The organism is Clostridium brassicae, from assembly GCF_026738875.1.
In the GTDB taxonomy this organism is placed as follows: Bacteria; Bacillota; Clostridia; order Clostridiales; family Clostridiaceae; genus Clostridium_H; species Clostridium_H brassicae.
This window is the reverse complement of sequence record NZ_JAPQFJ010000004.1, coordinates 29,054-53,677: the sequence shown is the minus strand read 5'-3', so window position 1 is coordinate 53,677 and position 24,624 is coordinate 29,054. Positions and strand designations below refer to the sequence as shown.

Genomic DNA, 24,624 nt, shown 5'->3' with positions numbered 1-24,624 from the left:
ATTGATTTCTGTAGTTTATGAGAAAAATAAGAATATTTAAAACAATATACTAATTTATTAAAATTAAGGGAGGACAAAAAATTAATGAGCTCGAAAAAAAAGACGAACAGTATTATTGCTTTAATGCCTTTTGTAGTGTTTATTGGAGTGTATCTCGGAAGTGGAATATACCTGCAATCAAAAGGGGTTGAGATGGCATTTTATCAATTTCCTGCACCAGTTGCTGTATTTGTAGGTGTTATTTCAGCGTTCATATTACTTAGAGGATCCATAGAAGAAAAATTTGAAACATTTATAGAAGGTTGTGGAAACTCAGATATAATTATAATGTGTATAATCTATCTATTAGCAGGAGCTTTTGCTGCTGTATCTAAAGCAATGGGTGGAGTTGACTCTACTGTTAATTTAGGATTAACTTATATACCAGCACAATATATTATGGCGGGATTATTTATAATATCAGGCTTCATATCTTTAGCAACAGGAACTTCTGTAGGAGCAATAGCTGCACTAGGACCTATAGCTGTAGGTGTTGCTACAAAAGCTGGATTGTCAATGCCACTTACTATGGCTTCTGTATTAGGGGGAGCTATGTTTGGTGATAATTTATCTATAATATCTGATACAACTATTGCATCTACTAGAACTCAAGGTTGTGAAATGAGAGATAAATTCAGAGTAAATGTTTACTTATCTATACCACCTGCAATTATAACAGTAATACTATTACTTGTGTTTGGAAAACCTACAACTATTACAACTTTACAAGCTTGTGATTTCAATATTATAAAAGTATTACCATACTTATTTGTATTAGTATTAGCTTTAATGGGAGCAAATGTATTTGCAGTTTTAACTGGAGGAATATTTTTATCAGCGGGAATTGGACTATTCTATGGTGATTTAACTGTAATGAGTCTTGCAAAAAATATATTCTTAGGATTTACAAGTATGACTGATATATTCTTATTATCAATGCTTACTGGAGGGCTAGCTGAGCTGGTAACGAAGGCTGGTGGATTAGAATGTTTATTAAATGGAATTCAAAAAATGGTAAAGGGCAGAAGATCAGCAGAACTTGGAATAGCTGCACTTGTTTCATTAACTGATGCTGCTGTAGCAAATAATACTGTTGCTATAATTATAAATGGTTCGATAGCTAAAGAGTTATGTTATAAATTTAAAGTTGACCCAAGAAAAAGTGCCGCTATATTAAGTACATATTCTTGTATAATTCAAGGATTTATACCATATGGAGCTCAAATGTTAGTTCTTACAAGCTTTGCTAAAGGAGCAGTATCACCAATGCAAATAATCCCACTGGTATGGTTCCAAGAATTACTTTTAGTGAGCGCAATAATAGCTACTTTTGTACCATTTGCAGATGGATTCCTTAGAAAACATCCTTGGAATTGGGAAAAGGGACAAGTAGAAGCAAAATCAGAAGTTGCTTAATTATAATAATATTTATTAAAAAACAGAACATAGATTTAAAAATTCGACAGTTTTAAGATAAAGTATAACTAATTGTTCAAAATTTTAATTATAAATTATTCTTAAATTTAATATAATGGCAAATTAAATTTACATTTGGAAGTGTAATTTGCCATTATTTTATTAAATGTGGTTGTAAATGTTTACACCAGGATAATTATTTTTGTTTAAAGCGCGTAAAATGACGATTTATGAGTAAACGTTTAAATTGGCACGTGAATTGCTATATAAAGTAGTGTAAGTAATTTCAAAATATAAATATTAAATATCTAATAGAAATATATTAATTAATCAAAAGGAGAGATATAAATGAATAGAGAGCATATTGAAAAAATGGGTGTAGCAACACAAGCAATACATGGTGGACATGTAGGAGATAAACAATTTGGATCATTAGCAACACCTATATTTCAAACTTCTACATTTATCTTTGATTCAGCAGAACAAGGTGGAAGAAGATTCGCTTTAGAAGAACCAGGATATATATATGGAAGACTTGGAAATCCAACAGCTACTGAACTTGAAGAAAAAATTGCTTTATTAGAAGGAGCAGAAGCAGCTGTAGCTACAGCATCTGGTATGGGAGCTATATCTTCAGCATTATGGACAGCATTAAAAGCTGGAGATCACTTAATTGCATCTGATACACTTTATGGATGTACTTTTGCATTATTAAGTCATGGACTTACTAAATTTGGTATAGAAGTTTCATTTGTAGATATAACTAATCTTGAAGAAGTTAAAAAAGCTATGAAACCAAATACTAGAATAGTATATTTAGAAACACCTGCTAACCCAACATTAAAAATTACAGATGTAGAAGCAGTATCTAAAATGGCTCACGAAAACAACAAAGATTGTTTAGTATTTGTTGATAATACATTCAATACTCCATACATCCAAAAACCATTAGAATTAGGTGCTGACGTTGTTGTTCATTCAGGAACTAAATACTTAAATGGACATGGAGATGTTATAGTAGGATTTGTAGCAGGTAAAGCAGACTTTATAACTCAAGTTAAATTAGTAGGAGTTAAAGATTTAACAGGAGCAGTTTGCAGCCCTATGAATGCTTATTTAGTAATCAGAGGAATGAAAACTTTAGAAGTAAGAATGGAAAAACATAGTGCAAATGCTATGAAAGTTGCTGAATTCTTAGAAGCTCATCCAGCAGTTGATAAAGTATACTATCCAGGACTTAAGAGCTTTGAACAATATGATTTAGCTAAAAAACAAATGAAATTACCAGGCGGTATGATATCTTTCGAAATTAAAGGTGGAGTAGATGACGGAAGAACTGTTATGAATAATGTTAAATTAGCTTCATTAGCAGTAAGCTTAGGAGATACTGAAACATTAATTCAACATCCAGCTTCAATGACACACTCTCCATACACTGCAGAAGAAAGAGCAGCAGTAGGAATAAGTGATGGATTAATAAGATTATCTGTTGGTCTTGAAGATGCTGAAGATATAATCGCTGATTTGAAACAAGCTTTAGATTTAATAGTTAAATAGTAAGTTCAATATAAATTGCCCATATAAGGAGCCAATTATATATAGGGGGGAGGTACTCCCCCCAAAAATATTCTTATTTACCAGTAAAAAATAAATTCATTTTTATATTATAATATTGAAAAAAAAAATATTTAATCTATAATAAGTATTAAGGTTGTTTCCATACCATGAAAACCTTTTCAAAAGTGAACTAATTATTTTCATACAATTTATAATCAAGAGGAGGATAAATAATGAGTGATAACCAAAGTAAAGTAAAAGCTAATGGAATTGCCCTTATACCTTTTTTAGTTTTTGTAGGCATTTATCTTGGAGCAGGAATTTACCTTGATAAAGTAAAACATGCTGAAATGGCATTTTATCAATTACCAGCACCAGTTGCTGCTTTTGCTGGTATCGTAGTAGCATTCTTTTTATTAAAAGGAACAATAAATGAAAAATTTGAATCTTTTGTAGAGGGTTGTGGAAATTCAGACATAATTATAATGTGTGTAATTTACCTATTAGCAGGAGCTTTTGCTGCAGTATCTAAAGCAATGGGTGGAGTTGACTCAACAGTTAACTTAGGATTGACACTTATTCCAGTTCAATATATAACAGCAGGATTATTTGTTATAGCAGGATTTATATCTATAGCAACAGGAACTTCTGTAGGAGCAATAGCTGCACTAGGACCTATAGCGGTAGGTGTTGCTACAAAAGCAGGGTTATCAATGCCTCTTACTTTAGCTGCTGTATGTGGTGGAGCTATGTTTGGTGATAACTTATCTGTAATATCTGATACAACAATTGCTGCAACTAGAACTCAAGGCTGTGAAATGAGAGATAAATTTAGAGTTAATATATTCATAGCAGCTCCAGCAGCAATAATAACAATAGTATTACTTCTTATTTTTGGACATCCGACTACTATACCAGCAATGCAAGCTTATGATTATAATCTAATAAAGGTTTTACCTTATATCTTTGTTTTAGTTTTAGCATTAGCAGGAATGAACGTTTTTGCAGTATTAACAGGTGGTATAGTTCTTTCAGGTGCAATTGGATTAATTTATGGAAATTTAGGATTTTTAACTTTTGGTCAGCAAATATTTGAAGGGTTTAAAGGTATGATAGACATCTTCATTTTATCAATGCTAACTGGTGGACTTGCTAATATGGTTACAAAAGCAGGTGGAATTCAATTCTTATTAGATGGAATTCAAAAAGTTATAAAAGGAAAGAAGTCAGCAGAAATTGGAATTGCTGCATTAGTTTCTTTAACTGATGCTGCAGTTGCTAACAATACAGTTGCTATAATAATAAACGGACCTATAGCTAAAGAACTTTGTGAAAAATACAAAGTAGATCCACGTAGAAGTGCATCTTTATTAGATACATTCTCTTGTGTATTCCAAGGACTTATTCCTTATGGAGCTCAAATGCTTATATTATTAAGCTTTACTAAGGGGGCAGTATCTCCAGGACAAGTTATTCCATTATTATGGTATCAACAACTTCTAGTAGTGTCAGCTATAATATCAATATTTGTTCCATTTGCTGATGGAATTATTAAGAAAACCCCTTGGAATTGGGAAGAAAAGATTACACAATAAAATTTTAAAGGACATTATAAGAGCAAATCAAATATTTGATTTGCTCTTGTGTTTGTTTGAATATTTTAGTAACATAAATTTATAACAAAAACTTTAAAGGTATAAGAAGGAGGGGCATAATGAAGATAAAAAAGACCATGAAATCCCAAATAACGATACTACTATTTTTAGCAGTAATCATACCTACTACTATAATCGCATCTTTAAGCTATTATATTAACAACAAAGGTCTTAAGGAAAAGTTTGATAGTGATATGTTTAATCAAACGTCAAATGTATCTTCTATTCTAAATGATATCATAAAGTATAATAAAGAAATTATAAATATGCTTAGTGAAAATTCAGATGCTAAAGAGATACAAGCACATCCAGAATATGAAGGACGTATGATGTCTTATTTTTATGAATGTAGGGATGCACATAAAGATATAATAACAATATATTATGGAGAATCTACAGGAAAACATCATGCTACAGTAGACAAAATACCAGACGGGTTTGATCCTAGGACAAGGCCTTGGTATAAAAATGCTTTAAGTAATCAAGGTAAAGTCATCATTACTGAGCCTTATGAAGATGTAAATAAGAAAGGTAGATATGTTATAACTTTAGCCAAAAATGTTAAAAATAAAGCAGGACAATTGGCAGGCGTAGCAGGAATAGACATAACTTTAGATGACTTATCCGAAAGAGTATCTAAAATAAATATAGGACAGAATGGATTTACAACTATAATAGATAACACAGGAAATATAATAGCCTGTAAGGATAAAACATTAGTAGGTAAAAATTCAAAAGAAGAAAAATGGATTAATGAATTAATACAAAACAAATCTAAAGATAAAATAACACAAATAAAAGGTCAAAAATATATTACATATACTATGAAAAATGAAGAAACAGGGTATACTGTAGCAGCATTTATTCCAGAGGTTGAATTTAATCAATCTGTTCAGAAAATTAGAAATACTATGGTTTTAATTATAATTGTTTTATTAATTTTATCTTTGCTTGTAGGAAATTTTACAGGTGTAAGATTTTCTAAATCTATAGAAAGAATGGTTCAGTATATAAAACAACTAGGAACAGGGGACTTTTCTTTAAAGATTATAAATAACAAGGGAGATGTAGAAGAGTTAAAAACAATTGGAGACTCTTTAAATTTAATGATAGAGGATATGCAGGTTGTTATAAAAAATATAAAAGACTCATCTGAACAATTACAAGATGCTTCTTCAAACATGGCAGCTATCACTGAAGAATCTAATGCTGCATCTGAAGAAGTGGCAAAAGTTGTACAAAGTATATCAGAGAGTGCTTCAGAACAATCTACAAGTTTAGAGAATACTGAGGAATTAACAATTTCTTTAAGTAAAGAAATTGATAACACTACTATGAAAAGCAAAACCATAAATGAAGCTTCAAAAAATGTAAAAGGAGCAGCTGATGAAGGTATTTTGGCAATAAATACTTTGAGAGAAAATTACTCGAAAAATTTAGAAGCAAATGATACATTGCTAGAAAATGTTAAAGTTCTTGCAAGAAGTTCTAAGGAGATACTAACTATTACAGATGCTTTAAAAGGAATAACTGAGCAGACTAATCTTTTAGCTTTAAATGCAAGCATAGAAGCAGCTAGAGCTGGAGAACATGGAAAAGGGTTTGCTGTAGTTGCAGATGAAGTTAGAAAATTAGCTGAAGAATCCTCTAATTCAGCATATGAAATCAACAATGTATTAACTAATATGGAAAATAATATGAAAATAGTTTTAGAGGGTATTAATGAAAGTAAGAGCTTAAATAACTTAACAGGTAACAGTTTAGAAGTTACAAATACAAGTTTTAATAATATAATAGGCGAACTTAAAGCTTTAACAGAAAATATAAGTGATATGTATTTATCTCTTAATAAAGTAGATGCAAATAAAGAAAAGGTTGTTAAAAATGTTTCTGATGTAGCTGTTTTAGCTCAAGATATAGCAGCAGCAACAGAAGAAGCAAGTGCATCTTCTGAAGAGCAAAATTCAGGTGTTGAACAAATAGCTAATTTTGCAGAAACACTTGTAGAACTTGCTATGAAGCTAGAAGAAGATTCTAGAAAATTTAAGATATAATTTACTAAATATAATAAAAGGAACATAGTTTAATTTTACTATGTTCCTTTTATTATATTTAGTTACACTTTAGACGTACAAATGTTTTTAAAACTTATAATTAGATTAGCAAAAGTTTAAAATTTAGTATTACATTAATGTTAATTAAATTTTTTAGATATATCTGAAAGGTATTTAAATACAAGATTTAAATCTTCATAACTAGTTCTATGATTTGAAAAACAAGCTCTTATAACAGTTTTATTTTTTATGATGGCAGGAGATAGAAAAGCTTTCCCGCTTAACTCTAATTCATATAATATTTTATTTTGAATTTTATTTAGTTCTTCATCATTATAGTTGGAATTAGGAACGTATCTAAAACATACTGCAGATGTTTGTACAGGAGTAACAAGCTGCCATTTATCAGAGGCAGTTATCTTTTTTGCAAATTCTTCTGCCAAATCCATATTTTTATCTATGATTTGTTCAATTTTATTAAGTCCATAAGATCTAAAAGCAAACCAAATTTTAAAAGCTCTAGAAGCACGGGTAAATTGAATTCCATAATTCATGTAGTCTACTGGATCTTCATGATTAAAAGTTTTGTTAGTTGTTTTGTAAGTATTATATAGGTGTTCTTTATTTTTAATAAGAACGCATCCAGCTTCTACAGGAATGAAAAACCATTTATGTGGGTCTGTAGAAATAGAGTCCGCTTTTTCTATGCCTTTCATTAGTTTCTTGCCTCGTTCTGTTAAAATTGCTCCGCCAGCAAAGGCAGCATCAATATGAAGCCATATATTGTTTTTATTGCAGAAATCTGCTATTGTATCAATATCGTCTACAGCACCTTCGTTTGATGTACCGGCTTGTGCTACAACACAGAAAGGATGAAAACCTAATGTAATATCTTTTTCCACTTGCTTTTCAAGCTCTTTAAAATTCATTTTAAAATTAGAATCTACTGGGATTTTTCTTACAAAATCACTTCCAATACCAAGTACACTTGCAGCGGTTTCAACTGATTTATGGCTTATATTTGAAACATAAACTACTAAAGGCTTTTTTATGTTTTGAATACCTTTTGTCATGGTACCCGGCATATGAACTTCTCTAGCTACAGAAAGGGCAGTTAATGTTCCCATCGTGCCTCCACTTACTAGAATTCCTCCACTTTTATCATTGTATCCAAATAGAGATTTAAACCAATCTATAACAATATCTTCAATGACTGTGGCTGCTGGGCCAGATTTATAGCAGAAAGGAACTTGGTTTAGACCTACATTCAAAATTTCCCCAATAGTCCCAGCTGGAGATGGACTTGTGATGATCCAAGAGAGAAATTTTGGATTTCCTATTTTACTGCAATAAGGCACAATTGTATTTTTTACATCTTCAATAGCATTTTCAACACCAATTCCTTCAAAAGGAATATCTTTATAAATTAAATTATTCAATTCTTCTCGTTGTATATTAGGAATGACTGGTTCCGTAGAGATATTTTCCATATAGTTTTTTACAACATTAATAGCTTTGTTCAAACATATATCTAAATTTTTAATATCAAGAGAGTCTAGTTGCATATTTTTACCCACTTTCTTTACAGTTATTTAAAATGAAAAACTAAAATAAAATTCAAAATATAATTTATATTAAATATTCTTAATTATCTACATATTAAGTATATATTGATGGCAAATAATTCTCAATAATTAATAATTAAGATAGTGTATATATAAATTTAAAATTGATTCGGAAATTACATGAAATAAATAATTTTTTAATAGAATAAATGAATTTTACTATGTAACATGTAGTAAGTATATATGTTATTATATGGTATAATATATCTTGTCTTATTATTTTATATGATACCTAGAAATTTAAATATTATTATGTTTAATAGAATATAAGAAGTGAAGTATACCTAATAAATTCACATTGGTTCTACTGCAACAAAAATAGAATAATTTAAACAGTAATTATTATAATAAAAAATAATACTAAGGAGATAATTTTATGAAAAACCGAAATATTTATTTTTTGATGGTATTATCTGCATTGTTTTGGGCAGGAGCATTTATTGCAGCAAAACTTTCAGCACCACATATTCCTGTATTTACTCTAACTTTTTTAAGATTTTTAATTGCTACATTAATACTTTATTTTGTTATTTCATTTAAGGAAAAGAGTATATATAAGTTAAAAAAACAAGATATACCTGTGTTTCTTTTTACAGGAATAGTTGGTATGGTAGGGTATCATATTTTCTTTTTTAAAGCCTCTTTATACACTACAGCGATAAATTCATCAATAATAGCTGCATCTAATCCTATTATAACTACTATATTGAGTTTTATTTTTCTAAAAGACAAGCTGAACTATAAGGGCATTGCTGGAATATTACTTTCATTTACAGGTGTGATTTTAACAATAACAAATGGAAATGTAAAAGCTATAACAAGTATTAATTTCAATAGAGGAGATATATTAATGCTTTTAGCAGTACTATGTTGGGCCGCCTATGGTGTTTACAGTAAAAAAGTTATGCCAAGATATTCTCCAATGACTTTAACTTTTTACAGTTTTTTATTTTGTACTTTATTTTTAATTCCGTTTGTTATATATGAAAATCCTATGGCTTTAATAAACAAAGTACCAACTTATTCTTATATTGCAGTTGTATATATGAGTATATTTGCATCAGTTATAGGATATCTTGTACAGCAAATGTCTATAAAGCAAATAGGACCTTCTAGGACTTCTATTTTTGTAAATTTAGTTCCTATATTTTCTATTATATTATCTGCTTTAATACTAAATGAAAGTATAACTATTGTAAAAATATTTGCTGCTGTTTTTATAATAACAGGGGTATATATTTGCCAAAGGTTCAAGTAATTATAGAATCTAGGTCTAATAACTTAAGTAAAGGAGGATGCTTATATGTATTCTAATAAATCAAAAGTCAAAGTTCGTTATGCTGAAACGGATAAAATGGGAGTTGTTCATCATTCAAGGTATTACCCTTGGTTTGAAGTAGGTAGAGGGGAGTTTATAACAGAGAGTGGTATGACGTACAGAGATATAGAAGAAAAAGGTGTGATGATGCCATTAGTGGAAAGTGGATGCAAATATATAGAAGGTGCAAAATATGCAGATGAGCTTATAATTGAAACTTTTATAGAAGAGTTAAATGGAGCCAAAGTTATTTTTAGTTATAATGTTATTAGAGAAAATGACAATAAACTATTAGCTAAAGGAACCACTACACATGTTTTTGTAAATAATGAGTTTAAAATTATTAATATAAAGAAAAAACATCCAGATATGTGGGGAAAAATTAATGAATTATATGATAAAGAATGATATTTTATTTATTGGCTATAAAATAGATGTTGATTGATAGGCGATAGGTAATAAAAAAATTTTTCTTGTTATCATAGAATATTTAAATGAAACTAAAACAATAAAAGGCTAGTGATGTTAAAATATTTCACTAGCTTTTGTATTTGCATTTGTGATATTTTTCCCCAATCATCTGAATATTGGAAAGTGCAACTCTTGTATCTTTTGGGACATGGGCATGTTCTAAAGTGTGAAACATATCTATAATAAAAAATCCTTATTAAATCTTTTGTTTTTATTAATTTTCAATAACTTTAATATTATATTGAAATATTTTACACATATACACAAAACAGTGATCAATATGGAAGGATATTTGTAATTTTTTGTTTAATTTTGATAAAATAATTCCAATAGTGGAAAAAACATAATTATTATGTTACAATAAGGAATACAATGTAAAAAAAAGGAGGAAAATCAAAATGTCAGATCAAATTAGAATTTCACCAGAACGTATGATAGAAAGATCAAGGGATTATCATCAAGAAGCAGAAAAAATTAATGACGTAATTACTAGAATGACTTCATTAATATCAGAATTACAAACTGAATGGGAAGGTCAAGCAAGCACAAGCTTTGCTAATCAATTCAATGAATTAAGACCAAGCTTTGTAAATATGCATAATCTTGTAGAAACTATTTCTCATCAATTACAACAAACAGGAGTTGCAATGCAAGAAAGAGATAACGATATAGCTTCACAATTTGGAGTTAAATAATGAAGTTAATAATTAAATTAAAAGAGAGATGTTAAACATCTCTCTTTTAGGAGTTAAAGAATGAAAAAGAATATAATAGTAAGTATATTAGTAATTCTAATTACATTTACGTTTAATATATATAAAGTTAATGCAAGTAATGAATTAAATATAGATCATGATTCTTTAAAAAACAGTGAAAATGAGCCGTATATGTCAGTATCAGATATATATGGGATTGAATTATTTACAGATGAGGTTGCAAAAACCAAACAAGAATTAAGTAATAAACAGCAGCAGAATAGAAAAGCTTTATACAATAGCATTTTCTTATCAAGAAATAATGCAAAATCTATTAGAGATAAAAAATTTTCTCAAAAGATAGAAGCATATAATTTATTTTCTCAATCAAATATACAGAAAAAAATTAAATATGAAAAAGATGATAGTAATGTTGGTATTATAACTGTTTTAGTAATTACATTTTTATGTATACTAACAGGCGTATTGACTAGAATGTATTATGTAAATAAACGAAGGGAAGAAGAAAAACGCGGTGAATATAATGATTACACTGGATTTTAGAGCACAGAATAAAGGTCAATTTGATATATCCTTAAATAGTGAACAAGTGATACAAGAAGCTATAAGGATAGTTAATGATGGTTTAGCTTTAAATTTAGATTTACAAAAGATAAATTATTGTAAATCCAATAGAGAGAAGAGAATAATTTCTGTATATAGTACTTTTGAAGAAAATAATATATACACAGGAGATAGATTAGAATTATTATAGAGGGTAAATAATTATGAAGGAAAATGAATTTGAAAATGTAGTTAAGATATCAGAGCTAAATGCTAAAAGCGATAGTGAAATTAATAGAATAACTTATGAAAACACATATTTAATTCCATGTAAAGTAAATATTAAAGATGAAGAAGTGAATTTTACATATGTTTTAAATGAGTTACAACCTTTTAGTGAAATAAAAAATAGAAGAGCTGTTGAAAAGTTAAGATTTTTAATAAATGTTAGCAATGTTTTAGAAATAGCAGATGAATATTCATTTAAATTAGAACCGAATAACATTTATTATGACTATAACTATATTCCAAAAATCTTGGACAGAGATATAAGATTAGAGGATGAAATTATAGATTATAAAGATCTAGTCTTGCAGTATAAAAGTTTAATTGCAGATGTATTTAACAAACAATATTCATACAATGACTTTTATAATGGTGGTATGGATTTGATAAAAAAGAATAAAAAAATTAAGAAATACATAGAACTTGAAACAATTGAAGAAGTTAAAAATGAACTTTTAGAAGATTTAAAAATAAAAGAAAAAGAGGATAAAGAAAAGTATATAGAAATAAAATTAAAAAATTATAAAGTAAAAAAATATAGTATATGGGGAATGAGTGTGGTAATACTGGGATTGATGATTTATACAATTTATGTATCAGTCTTCTTAATTCCATTTGATCAAAAGGTAATTAAAGCTAATAGTTACTATATGAAACAAGATTATGAAGGGGTAATAAAATGCTTTGAAAATACAAGAGGCTTAAAACTTGATAAAGAATCAAAATGTAAGCTCGCATATTCATATGTAACGTCAGAAAATCTTGCAGAAAATAAAAAAAAGAATATAATAGCTACGTTAAATGATAAGAGTGATGAAAATATTTTAGATTATTGGATTGCAATAGGAAGATCAAAATATGATAATGCAATAGATTTAGGGAAAAAGGTGCAAGATGATGAATTACTTTTATATGCTCTTTTAAATAAACAAAAATATATACAAGATAATAATAAAATGACTGGAGAAGAAAAACAAAAAGCACAAGAAGAATTACAATCTCAAATAGAAAAGTTAACTAAAAAGCTAAATATAGGAGAAGAAACTAAAAAAAATAAAGCAAAAGATTTAACTACTACTAATACCTCTAAAGATAAAAGTAAAAGCGGAGAATCAGTAAATGGATTAAATTTAGTTCCAAGTAAATAGGAGGAAAAATGTATTATCGAAACAGTGTATTATTTTTTGAAAATGATATGGTAAGGGAGATCCCATGCGATAAAAAGGTGTATATTTCAAGTGATTTTAGAGTAGGAACTAAAGAAAAAAATATTGGAGATTTAGCTTGCTATAATGAAAATAACATAGCAATCTTAAATATTGAACAGAAAAAGATAGAATTAAAACCATATGAAAAGTATGTGTATAGTTATGAAAAAAAATTGTCAATCATGTATTTTATAAATGATAGAAAGAAAGTATCAATAAAAGGGAATAGTTTTATTACTATAGGAAATTCAAAAGACAGTAGTATTTATTTGAAAAATACTAAGAAATTAGAGTTAAGATTAGAAAAAAGCAAATTATATAAGTTTACCGGATATGAAATTTATGTAAATGGAAAGTTAGCAAAGGAAAATCCAATTATTTTGAGTGAAGATGATTTAATTTTAATTGATAAAATTAAGATTACTTATCACAATGATATGTTATACATTGAAGGAGATTCAAGTTCATATGAAACTTCTCTTTATATTATGGATTTAGAAAAAATAAAGTTTGAAGGTTTTCCAAAATATAAGAGATCACCTAGAATAATTAAAGATTGTCCAACTGAAACAGTAAATTTTAAAAATCCACCAAGCAAAGTGGAAAAGAAAAAGGGACAACTAGTAAGAGTTATAGTGCCACCAATAGTAATGTTAATTATAACTATTGCTATAAGTTTAATAAGTCCCAGAGGCATATACATTATTATGAGTATTGCTGGTATGGGGATGAGCGCTGTATTTTCGGCAACTTCATATATAAGTGATAAAAAAGAGGAGAAGAGAAAAAATAAGCTTAGAAAAGAAGTATATAATAAATATTTATTAGATCTCAGAAAAAGATTAGATAATTTAAGGAGAAGACAAATGGAATCCTTGAATTATCATAATCCCACATTAAAGAAGATAGATAAAATGACAGAATTTTACAGCAGTAGAATATATGAACGAACATATAGTGATGAGGATTTTTTAAGTATATTAATAGGAAATGCCGATATAAAACCAAGTTATAAAATGAAGTTTTCTAATGATTATATACAACTTGAAAAAGATGAATTATTAGAACAAGCAAATGAAGTTTATAATGAATTTAGTATAGTAAGAGATATGCCAATTACTATTGACTTGAAAAAAGCACATTTTGGATTAGTTGGAGAAAAGAAATATATCCATGAACAATTAAATATTATATTTGCCCAATTAACATTGTTTCAAAGTTATAATGATTTAGAAATTATATTGATACATAATGAAAAATATAGAGAAGATTTTGATTGGCTAAGGTGGTATCCTCATTTTAGAATAAGTGCAATTAATGTTATAGGTCTTATAGATACAGATAGAGTAAGAGATCAAGTACTTGGAAATATTTCTAAAATATTAAAGGACAGAGAAATAAAAAGTGAGGAGAAAAAAGATAAGATAAAGTTTATACCATATTATTTATTTGTTATTGATGAACCAAGTTTAGTATTAAATCATTCTATAATGGAATATTTACAAAAGTATGATTCTAAATTAGGATTTTCAATAATATATACAAGTCAGCTAAAAGCTAATTTACCTGAAAACATTAGAACAATTTTAAAAATTGATAATTATGAAAATGGAACACTTATGATAAATGAAGGACTTTTAGTAAATAAAAAAGTTAAACTTAATCATGTAGACATAGAATTAAATAATTTATCTAGAAGATTGTCTTGTTTAAAACATATTAAAGGAATGATAAATCAAATTCCAGATAGCATGACATTTTTTGAAATGTACAATGTTAAGAGTCCTAAAGAATTAGGAATAGAAAGTTTATGGATGAAAAACCAAGCATATAAAACTTTAGCTGTTCCTTTAGGTGTAAGAGGTAAAAATGATTATGTGTATTTAAATCTTCATGAAAAGGCCCATGGACCACATGGTCTTATAGCTGGTACTACAGGATCTGGAAAAAGTGAAATAGTACAGTCATATATTTTATCTTTAGCTGTAAATTTTCATCCTTATGAAGTTGGATTTTTGTTAATTGACTACAAAGGTGGAGGTATGGCTAGTTTATTTAAAAAGTTACCTCATTTATTAGGTACAATTACTAATTTAGATGGATCTGAAAGTATGAGAGCTATGGCATCAATAAAGAGTGAATTAGGAAGAAGACAGCAAATATTTAATGAATATGAAGTAAATCATATTAATCAATATAATAAATTATTTAAAAATGGCGAAGCTAAAGAGCCAATGCCACATTTGTTTTTAATTTCGGATGAATTTGCAGAATTAAAAAAGGAGCAGCCTGATTTTATGAGAGAGTTAGTTAGTGCTGCTCGTATTGGAAGAAGTTTGGGAATTCATTTGATACTTGCAACTCAAAAACCATCAGGTGTAGTTGATGATCAAATATGGAGTAACTCAAAATTTAAATTGGCATTAAAAGTTCAAAATGAATCAGATAGTAATGAAATTATAAAAACACCAGATGCAGCAAGAATAACTCAACCTGGACGAGCATATTTGCAAGTTGGAAATAATGAAATTTATGAATTATTTCAATCAGCCTGGAGTGGAGCAACATATGAAAATAATGAAGATAATGATTCAATAGATGATAGAGTGTATCTTATTAATCATATGGGACAAGGTCAACTTCTGAATAATGATTTAAGTAGTGGTGCTGAAGATTTAAATCTAAAGGCAACAGAATTAGATGTAACAGTTGATTATATAAATAAATTATTTAGCAACTTACAATTACCAAATGTGAAAAAACCATGGTTACCTCCATTAGAAACAAAAATCAGTTCACCACATATTAATGAAGAAAATATAGTTGATGTAGCAGAATTTAAGGAATTAGATACAAGTGTTAGCATAGGACTTGTAGATATACCAGAAGCTCAATCACAAGATGAATATAAGTTAAATTTCGTGAAGGATGGAAACTTTGTTATATTTTCATCAGCTGGATTTGGAAAAACCACAACATTAACAACAATAATGTTATCACTTGCAGTTAAAAATTCTCCTGAAAATTTACAATTTTTTGTATTGGATTTTGGTAATTCAGGATTAATACCAATGAAAGAGTTACCACATACAAGAGATTATATTAAATTTGATGATGTTGTTAAATTCCAAAAAATGTGGAAGATAATAGATGATGAATCTAAAAATAGGAAAAGAATGTTAGGTGAAGCAAGTGTAGCAAATTTCAACATGTATAATGAAGTGAGTGATAAGAAGTTACCAGCATTATTCATCATAATAGATAATTATGATGTAATAAAGGAATTTGGGGTAGAAGCAGAAGATTTTATTATGAAAATAACTAGAGATGGAGCTGGAATAGGAATATTTACAATAGTGACAGCTTCTCGTCAAAATGCAATTAAATTTGCAGTTTTAAATAACTTTAAAAACAAAATGGTACATTATTTGTTTGATGAAACTGAAATTAGAACTATTATTGGTAAAGGTGATTATGCATTACCAGATATATCAGGGAGAGCTATGGTCAAGCTTCAAAATGTTAATATAATGCAGGTTTATTCCGCCGTTGAGTTTCAAGATGAATTAGAATATGCAAATAAAGTATTAATTATGATAGGCAAAATAAAAGATTTGTATACTGGTGAAAAGGTAGAAAGTATAAGAATGTTACCAGAAATTCTTACAATCAATGCGCTTAAAGAATTTGCAGATGAAAAGAGATATAAAAATAAAATTCCAGTTGGATTAGATGCAGAAAATGTAAGAACTCAATTTATTGAATTAAATGGAGGTACTCAATTAGTAGTAGGGACAACGCAAACTGGTAAAACAAATGTTTTAAAGATAATGCTTTCATTAAGAAAAGATACAGAAACTTATGTATTTGATTCTAAAAGTGGAGAACTTTATCCATATAGGAATGAAGTTAATCAATATGTTGTATTATCAGATGGGCATAGAGAATTTTTGCAAAAAATGAAAGAAACAATTGATAAAAGAAAGAGTGCATTTGATAAACGCAGAGCAGAAGAACCAGGATTAATGCCAAAGATATATTATGCTTCATTAAGTCCTATTATGGTATTAATAGATGACTGTGATAATTTTATAGCAGAAATAAGCTTAATCACTGATTTATCTGTAAAGGAAATAATAGAAGAGGCAATTAGTGTAGGTGTTACATTTATAGCTAGTGTTCAAGCAAATGGTCTTAAAGGATATGACTTAGTAACTAAAATATTTAAAAACTCTATTAACGCAATTATTTTAGGTAATCCAAATGATCAAACTGTAATTACAAATTATACTAGAAATCCACAAGTAGCTATAGATTTAGGATATATGTATAACAAAGGTAAAATACAATTGATTAAAATGCCTAAGGTAAAATAAATATAAAAGAATAAATTAAAGGAGGGAAAAACAAAAGTTGAAAGGGAAAGTAATATCAGCATTTATTATTATGAGTGCTATGATTGCAATATCTACTACTTCTTTCTATGTTGGAAAGCAGGTGCAAAAAAGAAACTTTTTAGCTGAAAAACAAGATCAAACTCAAGATGAAATTCAAGATCAAACTGAAGATCAAACTGAAGAAATAAAGGGATCAACTAAAATTGCAGTTGTGAATCAAGATTTGGGAACAGAGTATAAGAACAAAAAAGTTAATTATGCATTAGAGTTTTTTAATTCTTTGGATAATGGATATGAAATAACAAATAGAGAAGCAGCTCAAAAGGGAATAGATAATGGTAAATATGGAGCTATGATTATAGTTCCAGGAAATTTTTCTAAAAATATAACAACAATAAATGAAATTACACCATCAAAAGTTAAAATTTACTATGAACCTAATGATAAATTAAGTAAGGAAAATAAACTTATAGTATCAGGGAAGATAGGTAAATTTGAAAAAAAACTAAACAATAAGTTAAGTTATATGTATTTATCAGGTATATTTGACGAATTACATAATGGGCAAGATTATGCATTAGATATATTAAAAAATGATAATAGTGATATAGAGGCAATCAACTCAATAAATGATTCAGATATATTGGTATCAATTAAGTTAACTACATTGGAAGATAAAGATATTAAATTTAATGATTTAGATTTAAGTAAAGATTTTGATGAAAATAAAAAAATAATATCAGAAGTTGATCAAAAATATAGAGACAAAATGATAACTAAAGAAACACAATTAGATGGTATTAAAGATGAACTTGTGGATGTTATGACAAATAAAAATACAGGAGTTGAAACATTTACAAATAGATTAAAGAAAATGGATCAACAGGAGTTAGAAGATAAATTTGCTGATAGGCATAAGTATAATTATGATGGACTAACAAATAATTATGAAGCAAATGTATCTGATGTTAATTCATATCTAGAAGATGTAACTAAAGATAATGGTAAAATAGATGATTTAGTAGATAAGTATGAAAAGCAAATATTATCAAAAGTAAATGAAAAGGGAAGCAATGCTATTAAGAAATCTAATGAGAAACTTAAATATATACAGGAAAAAACAGATTTAGATTTGGATATTATAAAAAATAATTCTATAAGTAATTTGGAGAATTTGAAAAAAGACATAAAAGAAAAAAATCAAAATGATCCTAAGATACAATCACTTAATGAAGAGTATTTATTATATGGGCAAATGATAAGCAAATTAAAAGAAACTAACCCAGCAGTTTTTGATGATATTTATAATGAAGTAGTAAATAATAACAATATTAATTACAGTAAAATACTAAAGAATCCATTAGGTAATTCAAATGATAATAATTTCTTTAACAATTCAAATGAATTAAAGGAATATATAAATGATGGAATTAGTGAAAAAAATGAAATCTTTATATCATCAAGAAGCAGAAAGTATAGAAAATTTGATGAAAGTAATGAAAGTGATGAAAGTATAAATGATACAATTGATAATTTAAATAAAGTTGAGAATGATTTAAAGAAAATATCATCTTTAACACAGCGCATTATGAATGATGAAGATTATAAATATCTTAAAGATATATTTAATCAGAATTCAGATGAATCTTTAGGTGAAAGATTGAAGATAAAAGATAATTTTATTAATCCAGTAAAAGATTTAATGGGTGGGGACAACAGAAAACAATTGATTTCTACAATTAAAAGTAACAATACAAAAAATGTGGACAATGTAAAAGAAATAGTACAAAAAGAAGTTGAAAAAGTTGTAGAAGGTGATGGCCCAATTGATATTAGTGACGTAATAAATGTATTTACAAAAGACTATATGAGCAAATTCAATAATATTATAACGCATGTGTCTAATATTGATAAAATACCTTCAAAAATAGAAGATGATAAGGAAATATTAAATCTTTTAGACCAATATAATAAATCCAATGAAAATCTGAATAATAAAGTATCAAAACAGTTAGAGGAATATGACAAAGTTGAAGAGGAAGTTCGAGAGCAAGCTAATAAGCATGTAACTACCATGAAAGATGATTTAGATAAAGGAATTGAAGAATCTAAAAATAAGCTATTAAGTGGATTACAGAATGCTAAGACAACCAAGGAAAAAACAAGAAATTTTAATGAAGAAAAATTAGATTTATTAGTAAATGTATTATCAAATTCAAGAGTAGGAACTGTAGAAAATACAAATGTGTATAAGTTTATTATAAATCCTGTATCTGCAGTTCAAAACAAATTACTAGGAGGTAGCATAGTTAAATCACAGCAAAATGATAATAATGAGGTTAAAAAAACAGCAGTTTTAATTTTAGCTATATATATTATGCTACGGTTTGCAATGGGTCTATATAAGAAAAAAATAAAATTAAAGTTAAATAAATAGTTAAATAAATCCTATATAAGGACATAATGAAATGTATTACTTATATAGGATTTGTTATTAATTAGTTATTATTAAATGAAACTCTTTGATTAATAACAAAATATAAATAGAATCTGTCAATTGCTATTTTTTAATATAATTAAGTTTCAATCAAAGTGAAGATTAAAACTAGTAAGGGAGAAAATAAGTAATGGCTGGAAATAAAGAAATTAAATTAAATGAACAAGCTTTTGATAATGCAATTTCAAAATTAACAAATTATAAAAGTAACTTAACTACAACAAAAGATAATTTTAATAAAGTAAATACTAATTTGAAGGGAAATTGGTCAGGAGATGGAGGAACTGCATTTATACTTAGTGCAAATGTAATTGAAGCGAGATTCGTTAAGATGATGCAAGAATTACAAGAAGAAATTAATGATTTAACAAGTGCAAAAATTTCTATGTTTGGCTTGGATTCTAATTTAGCAAACTGTATAGCAGAAGCTATTTTGGGGTCAACTGTAGCAGGAGTTGTAACAACTACAAGTACAGCTACTGAGTATGTGAAAAATGAACTAAATAGTAAATAGTTAAAAAACATAGGGATTTAGTATAAATTGTAATTTAGATAAAAATTAGCAATAACATATATGGAGGAAACAGGAATATGGGATGCAGATGTAATGATATTACAAAGTGCACAAGTGATATATTTAAGATAAATGAAATGAAGAGTTTATTTTCTAATACAGAAAATATAAATTTTTCTGTATCAATGGAATTGCAAAGACTGGCAACGAATTGTATGACAACATTTTCTTGTGTTAATATGATGGAATTAATGTCTGAAGAAAAAAAGTTAAATAAGGATATGACAGAGTTATTGCCTAACTTAGTTAAAAAGTGTGAGGATAAAATTGAACAATTAAAATCACAAAAGAGATCAATGGAAATAGAAGATATTCAGTATCATAGAAAACATCATCATTAATATTGTTGCAAGGAATAGGAGAGCTAGAAATGGGTTTTCAGTTAGATATCGGAGAATTAACTAATACGATAAATGAATATGAAAATTTTATAAAGATATTATCAGAGCAAAAAGAAAATATAAACAAAGCAGTTAAAGAACTTACTGACTTAGGATGGTCAGGTGAAGCAAAGGATCAATTTGAACAAAATCACATTAAAAAACAAGAGTTTTATACAAAGTTAGAAGAAGATATAAAATATATGAAAAGTGCTTTAGAAAATGATGAAAAACCAAAAGCAGTTCAATTAAAAAAACGTAGCGAGGATTTTGAAAACTGTATAAAAAGAAGTGAAGGAGGAGCAGCTTTTACAAGTGATGATACAGGAGTTATTTCACTTCAATATGGAGGACAATTTCTAATAAATAATAATGTCAATGAATGTACAAATGATTATTATAGAAAGATGAATGGTAGATTTGAAGAAATATTAAGATTGGTAAATAGCCTGACTTTTACATCATTTCCGATTAAGGGAGATGTTATGAATGCAGAAAATTCGCTTAGAAATCAGACAACTAGTTTAACAGAGTTTGATAATTCATTTGATGCATATTGTAGTGGCGTAAGAGCTATCGAAGACAATATATGTTCAGTATTTGGAAAGATATCAGGGGTAACTGAAGGAATATCTAAATTTAGAGGTGTTTCTGTTATTTCAGAAGATGGACAAGTAGATAAGAATAAAGTAAAACAATTAATGTTAAAAAATCCAGGAGAATTAACAGCAGAAGAAAAAGAAATGCTAGAATATGCAAAAATTGTTTTAGGAGAAGATGAATATAAGAAAGTAAAAGAAATTGTTGCAACATATAGTGGACCTACTGTAAGAGAAGCAGCATATATGGCAACGGATGTTTATAAGAATATTAAAGATGGACCAGTACCAAAAGACAAGCAAGACAAATTAATTAATGGATGGACAAGGATTTATATGAAGGCCTCACAAGAAAGCCTAGTAATAGGTGTATATCAAAGAAAAAAAGGAAATGGAATGATAGAATATGCAGTAGTTAATAAAGGAACTTCATCTTGGAGTCTTTTCCCAGATGGGGATGGGGATGATAATTTATTGCAGCTTTTTGGTGAATCTCATGATATGAAAAATTCAATAAATTTTGCAATAAATTTTATTAATAATCATCCAGATGAAAGTATAACGTTTATTGGACACTCAAAGGGTGGTGCAGAATCTGCAGCAAACGCAGTAGTAACAAATCGTAATTGTATATTGTTTAATCCAGCAACAGTTAATTTAGATGCTTATCGTCTAGGGGAAAAGAGAAAAAAATATTCTGCAAAAATGCACGCATATATTGTTGATGGGGAAATCTTACATGGTATCGAAAAAGGTTTTTCAAAACCAATTGGTAAGGTGACTTATTTACCATGTCAAACTAAGGAAGCAGTTCAAGATAAGTGTTCAATCAAAGATTCTCCTGGTATATCTAATGTAAGACATAGTATAGGAAATAAAATTAAAAATATAGTAGGTGAAGATACTTATAGTGAGTTAAAAAGTGCAAGAAATAAAATAAAGAATATATTAGATGATGATATTTATACTGATGTTAAAAATGGAATAAACAATCATCTTATGGATCAAGTAAAAACAGCAATAGAAGAAAAGGAAATAGGTGACAATAATGGAGTAGAATAATAGAATGGAGAAAAATAGAACAATGAAGAAGAAAATAATAATTTTTATTATACCAATTTTTATTATGATAACATGTTTTTGTTATTTACGTAATAAAATTACTGAAACACATAATAAGGGGGAGTATAAAATTACTAGTATTAATATTTACAAAAATACACCAGCATGGGAATTAGCCTTAGCTGTAAAAAATGAAAAAACTAGCACTATAGAAAAAATAACAAAAGATAAACCTGAATTGTTAAATTACCAAGATCCTAAATATGGAGTCACTTTGTTACTATGGTCAATAGGAATGGAAAAATATGAATCTGCAGAAGCATTGCTAAAATGTGGTTCAAATCCTGATATAGCAAGAAAGAATGGGGAAACACCACTTTTTTTGGCAGCAGGATACTCTTGGATAGATAATGATGCTAAAAAAGACCCCAAATACGTAAAACTTTTATTACGTTATGGTGCTAATCCTAATAAGAATTATGTTAATAATGATCCGAATGATATATATTCAGGAACTAGTCCATTAATGAATTCAATTTCAGGTGGTTTTGAAAAAACTAAAGCCTTAGTGGAAGCTGGTGCTGATATTAACTATAAAACCCAAAGTGGAGATACAGCAGCAAACCAAGCCTTATTAGCAGACGAGACACCAGAATATGCATATTACTTAATTGTTCAAAAAAAAGCAAAAGTAACAGATCCAACTTATGGCAGAGAATGTTTTGCTACAGATCCAGACCAAAAGTTTTTTCCAGTGACTATATTAAGAAATTGGGTATTTGCTTTAGACTCAAAAGAATACAAAATGAAAATGGAGATTGTTGATGAATTTGCTAGGCAAGGTGTAAATTACAAAGATGCTAAAATTAATAAACATACACTTGGGCAGATAAAAAAACTTTACCCTAATGATTGGGAGGATTACATAAAAAAATACTAATATTAAGATTATGTTCTAGCAAAATCAATGAAAATAATTGGATAAAAACTTAAAAATTCAAAACCTTTGATGTTGTGAAGTAAAATCATGTTATCAAGGGTTTTTTTATAAGTTAAAACTGATATTAAAAATGGAATAAACAATCATCTTATGGATCAAGTAAAAACAGCAATAGAAGAAAAAGGAATAGGTGACAACAATGGAGTAGAATAATAGAATGGAGAAAAATAGAACAATGAAGAAGAAAATAATAATTTTTATTATACCAATTTTTATTATAATAACATGTTTTTATTATTTACGTAATAAAATCACTGAAACACATAATAAGGGGGAGTATAAAATTACTAGTATTAATATTTACAAAAATACACCAGCATGGGAATTAGCCTTAGCCGTAAAAAATGAAAAAACTAGCACTATAGAAAAAATAGCAAAAGATAAACCTGAATTGTTAAATTACCAAGATCCTAAATATGGAGTCACTTTGTTACTATGGTCAGTAGGAATGGAAAAATATGAATCTGCAGAAGTATTGCTAAAATGTGGTTCAAATCCCGATATAGCAAGAAAGAATGGGGAAACACCACTTTTTTTAGCAGCAGGATACTCTTGGATAGATAATGATGCTAAAAAAGACCCCAAATACGTAAAACTTTTATTACGTTATGGTGCTAATCCTAATAAAAATTATGTTGGGAAGGATTCAGGTATTATGGAATCAGGAACTAGTCCATTAATGAATTCAATTTCAGGTGGTTTTGAAAAAACTAAAGCTTTAGTGGAAGCTGGTGCTGACATTAACTATAAAACAAAACGTGGAGATACAGTAGCAAGAGAAGCTCTATTGAGAGATGGTACACCAGAATATGCATATTATTTAATTGTTCAAAAGAAAGCAAAAGTAACAGATCCATATTATAAGTTACAAATTTTTGAGGATGAAGATCCAAATGAAAAACTTTTCCTAGTTAATATATTAAGAAATTGGGTATTTCCTCTAGACTCAAAAGAATACAAAATGAAAATGGAGATTGTTGATGAATTTGCTAGGCAAGGTGTAAATTACAAAGATGCTAAAATTAATAAACATACACTTGGGCAGATAAAAAAACTTTATCCTAATGATTGGGAGGATTACATAAAAAAATACTAATATTAAGAGGATGTTCTAGTGAAGTCGATGGAAATAATTAGAAAAAACTTAAAAATTCAAAACTCTTGATGTTGTGAAGTAAAATCACAAAAGAGATCAATGGAAATAGAAGATAATGAGTATCATAGAAAA

At 27.9% G+C, this 24,624-nt stretch carries 18 protein-coding genes; 17 read left to right on the top strand and 1 reads right to left on the bottom strand.

Going from position 1 to position 24,624, the window contains the following annotated elements; all coding sequences use genetic code 11:
- Positions 1-84: 84 nt before the first annotated feature.
- The 4 genes from OW729_RS05400 to OW729_RS05385 all read left to right on the top strand — a co-directional run bounded on the left by OW729_RS05400 (position 85) and on the right by OW729_RS05385 (position 6,721).
- Positions 85-1,455 carry a Na+/H+ antiporter NhaC family protein gene (locus tag OW729_RS05400; RefSeq protein WP_268060455.1) on the top strand — a complete coding sequence of 457 codons (1,371 nt, stop codon included), beginning with the start codon at positions 85-87 and terminating at the stop codon, positions 1,453-1,455.
- Between the two features lie 348 nt (positions 1,456-1,803).
- The gene (megL, locus tag OW729_RS05395; protein ID WP_268060454.1) at positions 1,804-3,012 is read left to right on the top strand and encodes a methionine gamma-lyase; all 1,209 of its coding nucleotides are present in this window, start codon (positions 1,804-1,806) and stop codon (positions 3,010-3,012) included.
- Between the two features lie 233 nt (positions 3,013-3,245).
- Complete coding sequence (locus OW729_RS05390) at positions 3,246-4,607, top strand: Na+/H+ antiporter NhaC family protein (RefSeq protein WP_268060453.1); 1,362 nt, start codon at positions 3,246-3,248, stop codon at positions 4,605-4,607.
- Between the two features lie 119 nt (positions 4,608-4,726).
- On the top strand, positions 4,727-6,721 hold the full coding sequence (locus OW729_RS05385) for a methyl-accepting chemotaxis protein (RefSeq protein ID WP_268060452.1): 1,995 nt from the start codon (positions 4,727-4,729) through the stop codon (positions 6,719-6,721).
- Positions 6,722-6,861: 140 nt separating this feature from the next.
- Here OW729_RS05385 and OW729_RS05380 read toward each other — a convergent pair whose 3' ends face one another.
- Positions 6,862-8,286, bottom strand: coding sequence for a pyridoxal phosphate-dependent decarboxylase family protein (locus OW729_RS05380; protein WP_268060451.1), 1,425 nt, complete (start codon positions 8,284-8,286; stop codon positions 6,862-6,864).
- Positions 8,287-8,722: 436 nt separating this feature from the next.
- On the opposite strand from OW729_RS05380, the gene OW729_RS05375 reads away from it, so the two are divergent.
- The 13 genes from OW729_RS05375 to OW729_RS05315 all read left to right on the top strand — a co-directional run bounded on the left by OW729_RS05375 (position 8,723) and on the right by OW729_RS05315 (position 24,492).
- Positions 8,723-9,604: a DMT family transporter gene (locus tag OW729_RS05375; RefSeq protein ID WP_268060450.1), complete on the top strand. Its 882-nt coding sequence runs from the start codon at positions 8,723-8,725 to the stop codon at positions 9,602-9,604.
- A 45-nt stretch (positions 9,605-9,649) separates the two neighbouring features.
- Entirely contained in the window at positions 9,650-10,072 is a 423-nt protein-coding gene (locus OW729_RS05370) for an acyl-CoA thioesterase (protein ID WP_268060449.1), read from the top strand.
- Positions 10,073-10,533: 461 nt separating this feature from the next.
- Entirely contained in the window at positions 10,534-10,830 is a 297-nt protein-coding gene (locus OW729_RS05365; RefSeq protein WP_268060448.1) for a WXG100 family type VII secretion target, read from the top strand.
- Between the two features lie 60 nt (positions 10,831-10,890).
- A complete protein-coding gene (locus OW729_RS05360; protein WP_268060447.1) occupies positions 10,891-11,394 on the top strand; it encodes a hypothetical protein in 504 nt (167 codons plus the stop codon).
- Entirely contained in the window at positions 11,375-11,605 is a 231-nt protein-coding gene (locus tag OW729_RS05355) for a hypothetical protein (RefSeq protein ID WP_268060626.1), read from the top strand. Before OW729_RS05360 ends, OW729_RS05355 begins: the two co-directional genes overlap by 20 nt.
- Before the next feature lie 13 nt (positions 11,606-11,618).
- Positions 11,619-12,827 carry a type VII secretion protein EssB gene (gene essB, locus OW729_RS05350; RefSeq protein ID WP_268060446.1) on the top strand — a complete coding sequence of 403 codons (1,209 nt, stop codon included), beginning with the start codon at positions 11,619-11,621 and terminating at the stop codon, positions 12,825-12,827.
- Between the two features lie 8 nt (positions 12,828-12,835).
- Positions 12,836-17,263 carry a type VII secretion protein EssC gene (gene essC, locus OW729_RS05345; RefSeq protein ID WP_268060445.1) on the top strand — a complete coding sequence of 1,476 codons (4,428 nt, stop codon included), beginning with the start codon at positions 12,836-12,838 and terminating at the stop codon, positions 17,261-17,263.
- Positions 17,264-17,300: 37 nt separating this feature from the next.
- Positions 17,301-19,721: a YhgE/Pip domain-containing protein gene (locus OW729_RS05340; RefSeq protein WP_268060444.1), complete on the top strand. Its 2,421-nt coding sequence runs from the start codon at positions 17,301-17,303 to the stop codon at positions 19,719-19,721.
- A 190-nt stretch (positions 19,722-19,911) separates the two neighbouring features.
- Positions 19,912-20,295 (top strand): WXG100 family type VII secretion target, encoded by a 384-nt coding sequence (locus OW729_RS05335; protein WP_268060443.1) that lies wholly within the window; start codon positions 19,912-19,914, stop codon positions 20,293-20,295.
- 77 nt (positions 20,296-20,372) lie between these two features.
- Positions 20,373-20,696: a hypothetical protein gene (locus OW729_RS05330; protein ID WP_268060442.1), complete on the top strand. Its 324-nt coding sequence runs from the start codon at positions 20,373-20,375 to the stop codon at positions 20,694-20,696.
- Between the two features lie 29 nt (positions 20,697-20,725).
- Positions 20,726-22,396 carry a hypothetical protein gene (locus tag OW729_RS05325; protein WP_268060441.1) on the top strand — a complete coding sequence of 557 codons (1,671 nt, stop codon included), beginning with the start codon at positions 20,726-20,728 and terminating at the stop codon, positions 22,394-22,396.
- Positions 22,397-22,400: 4 nt separating this feature from the next.
- Positions 22,401-23,336, top strand: a complete 936-nt coding sequence (locus OW729_RS05320) for an ankyrin repeat domain-containing protein (protein ID WP_268060440.1) — start codon at positions 22,401-22,403, stop codon at positions 23,334-23,336.
- Between the two features lie 217 nt (positions 23,337-23,553).
- Positions 23,554-24,492 (top strand): ankyrin repeat domain-containing protein, encoded by a 939-nt coding sequence (locus tag OW729_RS05315; protein ID WP_268060439.1) that lies wholly within the window; start codon positions 23,554-23,556, stop codon positions 24,490-24,492.
- Positions 24,493-24,624 lie beyond the last annotated feature (132 nt).